We start from the raw sequence: 12,884 nt of genomic DNA, 5'->3' as shown, positions 1-12,884 counted from the left end.
ATTACAGGTCCTCCAGCTGTTCTTCGCTCAGTGCGAACTGGCCGTTGGCCCCGCCGCTGGGGACCATCGGGTAGACGTTGGCGCGGGGGTCGATGTGGAAGTCGATCACCGAGGGGCCGTCGTACTCGACGGCGGCCTCGACGGCGTCGGCGACCTCGTCGTAGTCGTCGACCGCGAACCCGCGGGCGCCGAACGCTTCCGCGAGCTTGTCGAACTCCGGACACCAGGAGTACTCCGAGGCGGCGTGACGGCCGTCGAAGAAGGCGTCCTGCCACTGGCGGACCATCCCGACGTACTCGTTGTTGAGCACGGCCACGGTGATGTCCATGTCCTCGCGGACCGCGACGGACAGCTCCTGGATCGTCATCAGGAAGGAGCCGTCGCCCTCGAAGCAGACGACCTCCTGGTCGTCGTCGGCCGCGACGCGGGCGCCGATGGCCGCGGGCAGCCCGTAGCCCATCGTCCCCAGGCCGTGCGAGGAAACCCAGGTTCGGGGCTCGGTGTAGGTCCAGTACTGGCAGGCCCACATCTGGTGCTGGCCGACGCCGGTCGTGACGATGGCGTCGCCGCCGGTTGCCTCGTCAAGCGCCTCGACGACGAACTCCGGTTTCAGGGGTTCGTCGTCGGGCGTCGAGTAGTCCATCGGGTACTCGTCTTTCCAGGTCTGGCACTGCTCGCGCCACTCGTCGGCGTCGGGCGCAAAGTCCATCTCGGCGTCGAGCTGCTCGATGACCGTCCCCGCGTCGCCGATCAGCGGGTAGTCCGCGTGGATGTTCTTGCTGATCTCGGCGGGGTCGATGTCGACGTGGACGACCTCGGCGTCGGGCGCGAACGTGTCGATGCCGCCGGTCAGCCGGTCGTCGAACCGGGTGCCGATGCCGATCAGCACGTCACAGTGCGTGATCGCCATGTTGGCGAAGCCGGTGCCGTGCATGCCGGCCATCTCCATCGAGAGCTCGTGGTCCTCGGGGAACGAGCCCAGGCCGGGCATCGTCGTGACGACCGGGATCTCGTAGGTTGTCGCGAACTCCCGCAGCTCCTCAGTGGCGTCGCCCTTGATGATGCCGCCGCCCGCCAGGATGACGGGCTTCTCCGAGGCCTCGATCGCCCGGACCGCCTCGGCGACGGCCTCGTCGTCGGCCTCCTCGGGCGCGTGGAACGTGTCCGGGGTCTCGGGCTCGCCGGGCTCGACGTCGGTGTCGGCCTTCGTGACGTCCTTGGGCAGGTCGACCAGCGTCGGGCCGGGGCGGCCGGTGTTCGACAGGGCCAGCGCCTGCCCGACGTCGTCGCCGACGACGTCGGGATCGTCGGCGAAGAAGTTCGTCTTCGTGATCGGGTCGGTGACGCCCGTGGTGTCGGTCTCCTGGAACGCGTCGTTACCGACGAAGTCGCGGGCGACCTGCCCGGTCAGCGCGATCATCGGGTCCGAGTCCATGTTGGCGTCTGCGATGCCGGTCACGAGGTTCGTCGCGCCCGGACCGGAGGTCGCCATGCAGACGCCCGGCTCGCCCGCGACGATGCCGTAGGCGTCGGCGGCGTGGGACGCCCCCTGCTCGTGGGCCATCGTGAAGTGGGTGAGCTGGTCGGAGTCGTACAGCGCGTCGTAGACGGGCATGATCGCCCCGCCCTGGACGCCGAACAGGTACTCGATGCCGGCGTTCTCCAGCGCGCGGACGACCGACTGGGCGCCCGTCTCGACGGGCCGTCCTTCGGCCCGTTCCTCGGGCGATCGGTTGGCGCCGGACGCCGCGGCGTCCGCGGCGTCGCCGGCGTCGGTCGCCTCCTTTTCGGTCTCGGTGACCGGCGCGCGTTCGCTCATGCGCTCTCACCGGACGCTTCGGTCCGTGCCGCGGATGCTGTAGTTCGAGCTGCCGGTGTTCGTCGAGGCTGTTCGGTCGCGGGTCGGTGTTGTCGTCGGGTGTGTGGTTGTCGGTACATATGTCGAGCGGGTGCTGGACGTTCTGAAGACGGTGCGATCCGTGGTCGAGAAGTGGATGTGTGAGGGGCTAGTGGGCCCCTACGATCACACCGAGCGTCGCGAGAAGGGTCGCCGCGGACCCGCCGCTGACCGGGCTCGTGACCTCGGCGGCGGGGGTCCGTCTCATCATTGCAGTGATGATGCGTTCGTCGCTTATAATTGTTGCGCGTCGGGGGGCGCCGCCGAGACGCACGCACCACTACGCGTGCGCGGCAGCCGGCGAGAGCGAGTCCGGCGCCGGCGCGACTGTCGCCGCGGCGTCCGGAGTCGTCGCGCTCTACCTGTCGCTCCCGAGAGTGGGAAACGACGAACCCGGCGGGGGGCATCAGACCGTGACCTCCTCCGTGCGCGTGACGCCCTCCTCGCGGGCGAACTGCTCCAGCGTCTCCATCGTGACCTGCTTTTTCTCGGCGCCGTGGTCCTTGACGCGGCGGGTGACCGCGCGGACCTCCTCCTCGGTCGGCTCGAAGCCGGCGTCCTCCAGTCGCTCGCGGACGGAGTGGTTGCCGGTGTGCTTGCCCAGCACCAGCTTCCGGTTCGCGCCGACCATGTCGGGCGTCATGACGCCCGGCTCGAAGGTGTCGGAGTTCTCGATCACGCCCGCGGCGTGGATGCCGCTCTCGTGGGAGAAGGCGTTCTCGCCGACGACGGGCTTGTTGCCCGGCACGTCGATGCCGCTCAGCTCCTCGACGAGCCGCGAGAGCTCGGTGATGCGGGTCGTGTCGATGCCGGTGTCGACCTGGTACACCGACTCGACGGCCATCACGAACTCCTCGTAGGCGGCGTTGCCCGCGCGCTCGCCGATGGAGTTGACCGAGACCTGGGCCTGCTTGGCCCCGGCCTCGATACCGGACAGCGCGTTGGCGGTCGCCAGCCCGAAGTCGTCGTGGGTGTGGACGTCGACGTTGGCGTCCGTGTGGTCGACGACCGTGCTGATCAGGTCGTAGAACCGGCGGGGCGTCGCGACCCCGCAGGTGTCGGGGATGTTGATCCAGTCGGTCCCCGCGTCGGAGACCGCCTCGATCACGTCGATCAGGAAGTCCTCGTCGGTGCGGGTCGCGTCCATCGGCGAGTACATGCAGGTCACGCCTGCCTCCTTGACTCGCTCGACGGCCTCGACCGAACGCTCTACTACCTCCTCGCGGGTGGCGTGCATCGAATCCTCGATCTGGACGTCGCTCGTCGAGGAGAACACGTGGACCATCTCGACGCCGCTGTCGATCGCGGCCTCGACGTCCTTGTCGACCACGCGGGCGAGCCCGCAGGTGGTCGTGCTCGTGTTCTCGGCGATGTCACGCACCGCCTCGAACTCCGCGTCGGAGTTGACCGGGAACCCCGCCTCGATGACGTGGGTGCCCATCTCGTCCAGCACAGCCGCTATCTCCCGCTTGTCCTCGTAGGAGAACGACGTGTGTGGCGATTGCTCCCCGTCGCGGAGCGTCGTGTCGAAAACGCGTGCTGACTTTATCTCGTCAGTGGAATCTAACGTGCCCTGGAAGAACTCGACCCCCCTGGCTGGTGCCAGAGGACGAATCCATGGACGTGTCGTCGGACATGGTATCTAACCCACAGTGGCTTCACGATATATAAAGCTGTCTTTAGAACAGATTTCGTCGCCGCCCGTTCGGCGGGCGAGCGATCCGGAATCGCGGTACATCGACGGCCTAAATCACCTAGTATCCATCAATGTATCTACCATGTGGTCTGATGGCACGGGGCGGCGAACCCGCGGCGTCGAGTGGGTTATTTCGCGGCGCGCGGTCGACGCCGCGGCTCGCACGCACCCCTGCGATCGGCGACAACCGGAGAATTCGAGTACCGCCGACGGCGGCGACGCGTCGGCGTCACGCCGAGAACGGCGACGCCGAAAGCAGCCGGACTTGCCTTTCGGCACCAGACGTATTTGGCTTCCACGTCGTATTCTAGGACGCCATGTCCGACGAAGACGTTACGCGGCTTCTGAAGGAAGCCTACAGCGACGAGATCGAGACCGTGATGAACTACCTGTCGAACGCGGTGGTGCTCGACGGCGTGCGCGCCGAAGAGATCAAGAACAGCCTGGAGGCCGACGTCCAGGAGGAACTGGACCACGCGCGGATGCTCGCCGAGCGACTGAAACAGCTCGACGAACAGCCGCCTGGGTCGATGGAGTTCGAGGCGCGTCAGGAGTCCCTCCAGCCGCCCGAGGACACGACCGACGTGCCCTCGGTGATCGAGGGCGTGCTCGAAGCCGAGGACGACGCCATCGAGACGTACAAGCAACTCGCGAAGGCCGCCGAGGAGAACGACGACCTCGTGACCGAGGACATCGCGGTGACGCTGCTCACCGACGAAGAGGCCCACCGCACCGAGTTCCGCGGGTTCCGCAAGGAGTACGTCCAGGACTGACGCGCCGGGACGGTCGCGAGAGCACCAGACCGGCCGACTCGTCGGCGGTCGACCGAGCGACGTGCGGCGGCGCCGACTGAGAAGGATTTTTGCCAGGGGGTTCCGTGGGGAGGGATATGACCGACTTCAGCCTCGATCTCGGCGCCGTCGAGGATCAGATCGAGGAGGACGACGACGAGGCGCTCGAAAGCGAGGTCGTGCTGGGCGTGCTCGACGGGACCACCGACCCCGACGAGTGGACCGAGACCGTTCTCGGCGGGAACGTCCTCGTGCTCGCCGTCGAGGGAGAGATCAACGATCTGGCCGCCGGTTTCGCCCGCGAGATCCGCGACGGCGGCGGCGAGCTCGTCCACTTCCGGGGCTTTCTCGTCGTCTCGCCGCCCGGCGTCTCGATCGACACCGACCGGCTGTAGTTCGCGCCTCGGCGTCACTCATTTTCCTCTGGCGCGATCGTCAGGTAGTGCCCGTCCGGATCTCTGACCGCGGCGCGCTCGCCGTCCCGCTCGACCCGGCAGGCCCGCTCCCGGATCGCCTCGACCGCGGCGTCGACGTCGGGCGCCGCGAACCCCAGATCGACGTGGACGCCGCCCCGGGCGTCCGCGAGGCCGAGATGCGGTTCCCAGAGCTCCAGATCCATCGGCCCCGAGAGCCGGACGCGACGCCGCTGTGCGCCGCGGTCGACGACCGAGAAGCCGAGCGCTTCGTAGAAGGGGAGCGCCCGGTCGAGATCTTCGACCTCCAGGACGACCTCGAAGACACCGTCGATTCCCGGCCCCGCGACGTCCGACTGACCGAGTTCGACGCAGTTGCCCGCCGGATCGTAGCAGTACAGCGAGGACGCCGAGCCGAACGTGTGTTCCTCCAGCGCTCGCTCTGCGGAGAGCCGGTCCCACCAGTCGCCGTACTCGTCGGCGGGGATCGAGAACGCGAAGTGGGTGTGGAGACCGCCCCGCGGGACGCCGTCGGGCCTGCGGACGACCAGCGTCGTCTCGCCGGCGGCGAACGACAGCTCCCGATCGAACTCGTCGACGACGTCGAGGTCCAGTTCGTCGCCGTAGAACGCGCGCATCGGATCGAGGGCCTTGGCCTCCAGCGCCAGGTGCTCCAGGACGGCGAGCATACTCGGACTACGGCCTCGATCGCCAAATCGGCCGCGGTGGTCGGGCTTTATTCCGGGCGAGATCCAAGATACGCCACATGCCGATGAAAGCCTCGGGCGCGGCGGCCGACAGCGAGACGTTCCGCTGGGAGGGCGGGCTCACGTGGATCGCCCACCCCGACGAGGCGATGCAGCGCGCGAGTCACGCGCTCGTCGCCGGCGAGGGACCGGACGGCACCGACGCCGACGAGACCGGCGAGCCGAGCGTCTGGCTGATCGACCCGGTCGACACGCCCGACCTCGACGAGACGGTCGCCGATCTCGGCGAAGTCGCGGGCGTCGTCATCCTGTTGGATCGCCACAAGCGCGACGCCGCCGCGATCGCGCGGCGACACGACGTGCCGGTGTACGTCCACGCCACGATGGACGACGTCGCCGAGACGCTGGACGCGGATATCGAACGGTTCGACGCCGAACTCGCCGATACGGGCTACCGGACGATTCGCGTTCTCAACCGAGGGTTCTGGACCGAGATCGCGCTCATCACGCCCGCCGACGGGACGCTCGTCGTTCCGGAAGCCGTCGGCACGAGCGACTACTTCCTGGCGAACGACGAGCGCCTCGGCGTCCACCCGGCGCTGCGCCTGCTCCCGCCGCGCGGATCGCTCGGCGGGCTCGCGCCCGATCGGATCGCAGTCGGACACGGGGCGCCCGTCGTCGATGACGCCCCGGACGCGCTGGCCGACGCGCTCGCCGGCGCCCGGCGCCGCACGCCGCAGCTGTACGTCAACACGCTGGCGGATTTCATCAGGAGCTGATACCGGGAGCGCCGAACGAGTCGCTCATCGGGTCCGATCAGTCGGTACGGTTAACCTCCCGCCGCGGGTAGTGGTACGCACGTGTCGCCCGATACCGACGTCTACGTGACGAAAGGACTGCTGGACGTCCTGCTGGAACTCGCCGACGACGAGGATCCCGAGGCGATCAGCGCCGCGCTCGCCGTGACGCCGGCGGGCGAACTCGACTGGTCGACCACCTCCGACGGAGCGACGGAAAGCGACAGTCTGATCGACACCGCCGGCGCCGCCGACCTCGATCCCGGAACGTCCGTGTTCACTGATCTGTTCTTGCCTCAGGAGCGCCGCTCGGTCAACGCCGTGTTCGGGATGAACATGACGATCCCGCCCCACCAGACGCAGGGTCGGTTTCTCTCGCACCCGCTGGGCCGGCTGGAGGTGACGAAGGAAGACGACCTCCACGAAGTCGTCCTCGTGGCGGTGCCGCCCTGGGACGGGGACGCCGTCGCCGCGTTCGACCGTCGCGGCAGGCGCCGGAAGCTGATCGTTCTCGATGCGGCGCCCCCGCTCGGCCAGCTCGAGGACTTCGACGAAGCTCAGTCGATGTAAGCGCGATCCCGTCAGTCGATATAGCCGAGATCCCGTAGCTGGCTGGTGATCTCCTCGAACTCGGCCTCGGTCAGCTCGCCCTCCTGCTGGTGCTGGATCACGATGCTTCGGAGCAGGAACCGGACGAGGTCGCTCGTCGACGAGAAGCTGGTCCCCTCGATCGTCTCTTCGACCCGGTCCGCGAGATCCTTCGGGATCGAGACGGTCGTGTACTCGGTCATACCGATAGGTCGGTCTGCGACGCCGAAAGTCCTTGCGAAGGGCCAGGAGAGATATCGAGTCGCTCGCCCCACGCGCAAGCGTAGCGTTGATAGGCGGGGAGCCGTCTCCGTACTCACAATGGCAGCGCGCCCACCGACCGGCGACGACGGCGACGAGCCGGAGGTCATCGCCTTCGGCATCGCGGCGCTCGACGCGCGCCTCGACGAGGCCGAGCTCACCTTCCCCGCGACCGACGACGAGATCCTGCGCGCGCTGGGGGAGCAGGAAATCCCCTACGACGCGAGCGGTCGGACGATGGAGATCGGGGACGCGCTCGCGGCGGTCGATCGCCAGGAGTACGACTCGAAGAACGAACTGCTCGACGTGCTGTACCCGGTGTTCGACGAGCGCCGGGGCGACGGCGGAATGCTCGGACACCTGCGATCGATGCTTCCGTTCTGAGCCGCCGTCCGATCACTCCTCGTCGTCGTTCCGAGCGGCGATCCGTTCGAGGCGCTGGCGCTGCTCGCGGTGGAGCGTGACGACCATATCGGAGAGGACGCCGAACATGAGCAGCTGCACGCCCAGCAACACGCCGAACCCCGAGAGCATCGCCATGACCTCGTGGCTGATCCCGACGACGAAGTATCGGTACGCGACCCAGGCCGCGACCAGCACGCCAGCCAGGATCGCCGTGACGCCGACACTGCCGTAGTAAAACAGCGGGTTGTTCATCTTCGCGAGCCGGTACAGCGTCAGCATGATCGTCGCGCCGTCCTTGAACGGATGGAGATTCGTCTCCGACCCGTCCGGGCGGGGATCATAGCGGATCGGGACGACCTCCGTGTCGATCCCGTGGCGGACGCACTCGACGGAGAACTCGGTCTCGATGCCGAACCCGTCGGCGGTGAGATCGAGGTGCTCGGTCGACTCGGTCGTGAAGGCGCGGTAGCCGCTGAGGATGTCGCCCAGGTCGCGGTGGTGGACGACGGAGAACGCCCGGTTGATGATCCCGTTCCCGACGCGGTTGAGCCGGGACATCGCGTCGGGGTGCATCTCGGCGAAGCGGTCGCCGATCACGTGGCTCGCACGGCCCTCGCGGAGCGGTTCGAGCAGCGCCTCGGCGTCCGCGGGCCGGTAGGTGCCGTCGCCGTCGAGCATCAGGACGTACTCGGCGTCGATCCGGCGGAGCGCCTCGCGGACGGCCTGGCCCTTGCCCGAGCCGGACTGGACGAACACCCGCGCGCCGCGGTCCTCGGCGATCTCGCGGGTGCCGTCGCTGGAGCCGCCGTCGGCCACGAGCACGTTGTCGTACCCCAGTTCGCGGAACTCGTCGATCACGTCGCCGATGGTCGCGGCCTCGTCCAGCGTCGGGATCAGCACACAGACGTCCGTCTCGGCCATCGTACCCGGATTCGACGCCACGGGTGCAAAAGCGTTATTGGTCGCTTACGATTCTGGAAGCGACGTGTTATACGCCAAGGTATTCATGCCGGCAGTCGGAGATTGGAGTGTGACACCGAGACCGAACGCAGGGAGCGGACCTGGAGCAAGCGGACCGCAGCAGCGTAGCCGACTGTCGGAGGTGACGACGGCGTGAAAGCCGTCGTCCTCGCGGCGGGCGAGGGCACCCGCATGCGCCCGCTGACGGCGACTCGACCCAAGCCGATGGTCCCCGTCGCCGGCAAGCCGCTGGTCGAGCACGTGTTAGACGCCGCCGCCGAGCACGTCGACGGCTACGTGCTGGTGGTGGGCTACAAGGCCGATGCGATCCGCGACCATCTCGGCGACGCCCACCGCGGGAAGCCGATCACCTACGTCGATCAGGACGAACAGCGCGGCACCGCCCACGCGATCGGGAAGGCCGACCCGCACGTCGACGAGCGGTTCCTCGCGCTCAACGGCGACGTCGTCATCGACGACGGGCTGGTCGCGAAGCTCGCGAACGCCGACAGCACCGCGATCGCGACGATGCGCGTCGACGACCCGCGATCTTACGGCGTCGTCGGACGCGACGGCGACCGCGTCGTCGACATCGTCGAGAAGCCCGACGACCCGCCGTCGAACCTCGCGAACCTCGGACTGTACGCGTTCGATCCGGCGATCTTCGAGTACATCGAGCGCACAGGTAGAAGCGAGCGCGGCGAGTACGAGATCACCGACTCGATCGAGATGCTGATCGAGGACGGCGACCGCGTCGTCGCCGTCGAACACGACGGCGCGTGGCTCGATGTCGGCCGTCCGTGGGAGGTGCTCGACGCCAACGAGCGCCTGCTGGAGCACTGCTCGCGCCGACTCGACGGCGAAATCGAGGACGGCGCCACACTCAACGGCGACGTGGTCGTCGAGGAGGGCGCCCGCGTCCGGTCGGGCGCGTACGTCGAAGGGCCCGTCTTGATCCAGTCCGGCGCGGACGTCGGGCCGAACGCCTACGTCCGCGGGGCGACCGTGATCGGTCCCGACGCCCGCGTCGGCAACGCGGTCGAGGTGAAGAACTCGATCCTGCTCTCGGGCGCGAGCGCGGGGCACCTATCCTACGTCGGCGACTCGATCATCGGCGCCGACGCCAACCTCGGCGCCGGCACCAAGGTCGCGAACCTCCGCCACGACGATCAGTCAGTACAGATGGCCGTCAAGGGCGAGCAGGTCGACACCGGCCGCCGGAAGCTCGGCACGGTGCTCGCCGACGGCGTCAAGACCGGCATCAACACGAGCCTCAACGCCGGCACCAAGCTCGGCGTCGGCGCCATGACGCGGCCGGGCGAGGCTGTGATGTCCGACCGCGGCGACGGCGTCTGAGAGGGGTTAACTTCCCGTTTCGTAAATCCGCGATTCAGAACGTCCAAGGCCATATAAAAGTAGATAATATTCCCGAGAGGTTATATTCGGAGGCAGTTCACAATCTATTTTGGCGTGCAACTATGATTGCAAACCGATGGAGAGCATAAAGAATAAAATCGGCACTGCCATCGGCGCGTTCGCGTTCATATTTGTTGGAAGCGCTGTATGGGTAGTAATCCTATCTGAGGGTGATACCGGAGCTTCGATCATATTTAGTCTATCGTATATACTCATTGTACTAATCGCCATGTTGATAGCAGGTATTGGGTACTGGATTGGAAATAAGATGGGTCTTGGAGATTAACGCTATCTAATGAGTTGATAGTGAAATCGTCTTCTCATCCGAAGTTGTATCAGTCGATTGGATTTCGTGAATCTATGATTTGGAGTGTAAAGTTCCCATCTGCGCCCTTTTCCCTATGATCATCTCTAAGCACTACACCTACTCATACGCCGAATATATCACAATTAAAACATTCGTAGTAATTCTGTGTAGAGCTAGAGATAAGGCTGGCAATTATTCACTACCCACGAGCAGTTACCGGAAACGGCAATCAACGCGACGTTCGGTAAAAGCAGATCTGCCGCTATCACGATACAGCCGAGGGAGTACAACCCAGTCACCGAACAACCAACTCCAATAGCAGCAAAGTGAGGCGCAGATGCCAAAATATCACCAAGACAGTGCTGTCCTGTTTCAACACATCCCGGCCCATGTCCACTAATTGTAATATCACCTGGTGAGCTGGATTCGATTTCTTCTTTCTCTCTGATTTTATTTATATTATGGCCTAAGTAGTATGTGGCGTCCGGATAGCTAACTCGGTACTCGCCTGAACCTCCCTTTTGGGGTCGAATTGCTTCAATAGCCACCGGATCGTCTGATCGACCAATTAAATCAAGACACTGTTGTTTCTCTGCAGCCGTAACTGACCGAGCAAAGACGGTGGTTCCAAAAGATTTTTCGTACGCGAGTAGGGCATCTGTCCCATCGGGCCACCCAAGGTTTCGAGATAGCTGTCGGGTATTATTTGAGGAATCCCTATCTAGGACGACAACTGCTTTTTTTAGTTCAGAATCAACAAATGTGGTGCTGAGCGTTCCATTTTCTGTCGGTATTTTCAATGAATACCCGACTTGTTTTTCATCAATGTATATATCGATCTGTGAACTATCCCTCATTTCGATTTTTGACTTATCTATGGATCTAAGAATTCTTTGCGTTTCCTCTGTGTCTAATGCAGATTTCACTGTATCCAAGCTTGCATCAGTTTCTTCTTTTCGTATCTTAGTCCTATCTTGCCCACTTTTCGCGAAAGAATTACTTGCCAATGTTACACTCCCCAAACCGGTTGACCCGGCAACTTTTAACAGGCTCCGTCTATCCAAGCGGTTGTTTTCACCGGATTCATCTACATTTTTGATCTCAGATCCGAGACCATTTTCTCCCATACAGGTTAATGTATTCCATATATACATAAATGTTTTTGTGGACAGGGCTATTAGATCGGTTCAAGCGAGTTCACCCCCCAGATGTTTGTCCTCGTCAAAGTAGAACTAGAGGGGGAACCCACTATGCAGAGCACCAACCCGGCTACGGGCGAGGTAATCGAGGAGTACGAGACGCACGACGAGGACGACGTCGAGCGGCGGCTCGACGCCGCGGCGGAGGCGGCGCCGGCGTGGGGCGACGCCACCGTCTCGCAGCGCCAGGAGATCCTGGAGAACGCAGCCGACGTGCTCCGGGAGAACGTCGACGAGTACGCCGAGCTGATGACCCGCGAGATGGGCAAGCCGGTCACGGAGGCCCGCGCGGAGGTCGAGAAGTGCGCGTGGGCCTGCGACTACTACGCCGAGCGCGCCGGCGAGCACCTGCAGGACGAGGTGATCGGCAGCGAACCCGAGTCGAAGACGTTCGTGTCCTACGAGCCGCTCGGGCCAGTTCTGTCGATCATGCCGTGGAACTTCCCGTTCTGGCAGGTGTTCCGCTTCGCCGCGCCGTCGCTGGCGGCGGGCAACACGAGCGTGCTCAAGCACGCCTCGAACGTGCCCGGCTGCGCGCTCGCGATCGAGGACATCTTCTCGCAGGCGGGCGTGCCGGACGGCGCGCTGTCGACGCTGCTGATCGGCTCCGACCGGATCGACGACGTGATCGCCGACGACCGGATTCGGGCGGTGACGCTCACCGGCAGCGAGGGCGCCGGCCGATCGGTCGGCCAGACCGCCGGCAAGAATCTGAAAAAGCACGTCCTCGAACTCGGCGGCAGCGACCCGTTCGTCGTACTCGACGACGCCGATCTCGACGCCGCGATCGAGACCGGCGTCCAGGCGCGGACGCTCAACTCCGGCCAGTCCTGTATCGCCGCGAAGCGATTCATCGTTCACGACGACGTGTACGACGAGTTCGAGGAGCGCTTCGTCGAGCAGATGCAGGACCTTACGGTCGGCGATCCGATGGACGAGGACACCGACGTCGGCCCGCAGGCCCGCGAGGATCTCATGGAGGATCTCCACCAGCAGGTCACCGACACCGAGGACGCCGGCGCGACGATCCAATGTGGCGGCGAGCCGCTCGACCGAGAGGGCGCGTTCTACCCGCCGACCGTCGTCACCGACGTTCCGAGAGACGCGCCGATGGCAGCCGAGGAGGTGTTCGGTCCCGCCGCGGCGCTGTTCCGGGTCGACGACGTCGAGGAGGCGATCGAACTCGCGAACGATCACCACCTCGGCCTCGGCGCCTCGATCTGGACCGAGGATCTCGACCGGGGCGAGCGAGTCGCCCGCGAGATCGAGGCCGGGCTGACGTACGTCAACGAACTTGTCAAGTCCGACCCCCGGCTCCCGTTCGGCGGCATCAAGGACTCGGGCTACGGCCGGGAGCTGGCCCACATGGGCATCCGCGAGTTCGTCAACCGCAAGACCGTCTGGGTCCAGCCGGCCGGCGGTCCCGACGACGTCGCCACGGAGTGAC

At 65.1% G+C, this 12,884-nt stretch carries 13 protein-coding genes; 7 read left to right on the top strand and 6 right to left on the bottom strand.

Annotated features, from left to right (window positions below; genetic code table 11):
• Window position 1: 1 nt before the first annotated feature.
• Window positions 2–1,819 (bottom strand): biosynthetic-type acetolactate synthase large subunit, encoded by a 1,818-nt coding sequence (gene ilvB, locus ABDZ81_RS10850; protein ID WP_343773996.1) that lies wholly within the window; start codon window positions 1,817–1,819, stop codon window positions 2–4.
• 484 nt (window positions 1,820–2,303) lie between these two features.
• Window positions 2,304–3,539: a LeuA family protein gene (locus tag ABDZ81_RS10845; RefSeq protein ID WP_343774326.1), complete on the bottom strand. Its 1,236-nt coding sequence runs from the start codon at window positions 3,537–3,539 to the stop codon at window positions 2,304–2,306.
• Between the two features lie 371 nt (window positions 3,540–3,910).
• Here ABDZ81_RS10845 and ABDZ81_RS10840 point away from each other — a divergent pair, with 371 nt between their 5' ends.
• Both ABDZ81_RS10840 and ABDZ81_RS10835 read left to right on the top strand, forming a co-directional pair.
• Window positions 3,911–4,366 (top strand): ferritin-like domain-containing protein, encoded by a 456-nt coding sequence (locus tag ABDZ81_RS10840; protein WP_343773995.1) that lies wholly within the window; start codon window positions 3,911–3,913, stop codon window positions 4,364–4,366.
• A gap of 116 nt (window positions 4,367–4,482) precedes the next feature.
• Window positions 4,483–4,779 carry a DUF5779 family protein gene (locus ABDZ81_RS10835; RefSeq protein WP_343773994.1) on the top strand — a complete coding sequence of 99 codons (297 nt, stop codon included), beginning with the start codon at window positions 4,483–4,485 and terminating at the stop codon, window positions 4,777–4,779.
• A gap of 14 nt (window positions 4,780–4,793) precedes the next feature.
• On the opposite strand, the gene ABDZ81_RS10830 is transcribed toward ABDZ81_RS10835, so the two are convergent.
• Window positions 4,794–5,486 carry a VOC family protein gene (locus ABDZ81_RS10830; RefSeq protein ID WP_343773993.1) on the bottom strand — a complete coding sequence of 231 codons (693 nt, stop codon included), beginning with the start codon at window positions 5,484–5,486 and terminating at the stop codon, window positions 4,794–4,796.
• A 77-nt stretch (window positions 5,487–5,563) separates the two neighbouring features.
• Here ABDZ81_RS10830 and ABDZ81_RS10825 point away from each other — a divergent pair, with 77 nt between their 5' ends.
• Together ABDZ81_RS10825 and ABDZ81_RS10820 are read left to right on the top strand one after the other, a co-directional pair.
• Entirely contained in the window at window positions 5,564–6,283 is a 720-nt protein-coding gene (locus ABDZ81_RS10825; protein ID WP_343773992.1) for a hypothetical protein, read from the top strand.
• 81 nt (window positions 6,284–6,364) lie between these two features.
• Complete coding sequence (locus tag ABDZ81_RS10820) at window positions 6,365–6,871, top strand: JAB/MPN domain protein-containing protein (RefSeq protein WP_343773991.1); 507 nt, start codon at window positions 6,365–6,367, stop codon at window positions 6,869–6,871.
• Between the two features lie 11 nt (window positions 6,872–6,882).
• Here ABDZ81_RS10820 and ABDZ81_RS10815 read toward each other — a convergent pair whose 3' ends face one another.
• Entirely contained in the window at window positions 6,883–7,092 is a 210-nt protein-coding gene (locus tag ABDZ81_RS10815) for a ribbon-helix-helix domain-containing protein (protein ID WP_343773990.1), read from the bottom strand.
• A 118-nt stretch (window positions 7,093–7,210) separates the two neighbouring features.
• Here ABDZ81_RS10815 and ABDZ81_RS10810 point away from each other — a divergent pair, with 118 nt between their 5' ends.
• On the top strand, window positions 7,211–7,534 hold the full coding sequence (locus ABDZ81_RS10810) for a DUF5789 family protein (RefSeq protein ID WP_343773989.1): 324 nt from the start codon (window positions 7,211–7,213) through the stop codon (window positions 7,532–7,534).
• Between the two features lie 12 nt (window positions 7,535–7,546).
• Here ABDZ81_RS10810 and aglJ read toward each other — a convergent pair whose 3' ends face one another.
• On the bottom strand, window positions 7,547–8,476 hold the full coding sequence (gene aglJ, locus ABDZ81_RS10805; RefSeq protein WP_343773988.1) for an S-layer glycoprotein N-glycosyltransferase AglJ: 930 nt from the start codon (window positions 8,474–8,476) through the stop codon (window positions 7,547–7,549).
• Window positions 8,477–8,668: 192 nt separating this feature from the next.
• On the opposite strand from aglJ, the gene glmU reads away from it, so the two are divergent.
• Window positions 8,669–9,871, top strand: a complete 1,203-nt coding sequence (glmU, locus tag ABDZ81_RS10800; RefSeq protein WP_343773987.1) for a bifunctional sugar-1-phosphate nucleotidylyltransferase/acetyltransferase — start codon at window positions 8,669–8,671, stop codon at window positions 9,869–9,871.
• A gap of 540 nt (window positions 9,872–10,411) precedes the next feature.
• Here glmU and ABDZ81_RS10795 read toward each other — a convergent pair.
• Entirely contained in the window at window positions 10,412–11,365 is a 954-nt protein-coding gene (locus ABDZ81_RS10795) for a hypothetical protein (RefSeq protein ID WP_343773986.1), read from the bottom strand.
• Between the two features lie 123 nt (window positions 11,366–11,488).
• On the opposite strand from ABDZ81_RS10795, the gene ABDZ81_RS10790 reads away from it, so the two are divergent.
• Window positions 11,489–12,883 (top strand): NAD-dependent succinate-semialdehyde dehydrogenase, encoded by a 1,395-nt coding sequence (locus ABDZ81_RS10790; protein WP_343773985.1) that lies wholly within the window; start codon window positions 11,489–11,491, stop codon window positions 12,881–12,883.
• Window position 12,884 lies beyond the last annotated feature (1 nt).

This window comes from Natronoarchaeum mannanilyticum (genome assembly GCF_039522665.1).
GTDB classification, from domain to species: Archaea; Halobacteriota; Halobacteria; order Halobacteriales; family Natronoarchaeaceae; genus Natronoarchaeum; species Natronoarchaeum mannanilyticum.
The sequence above is the reverse complement of the archived record's forward strand: the minus strand, read 5'-3'. Positions and strand labels throughout refer to the sequence as shown.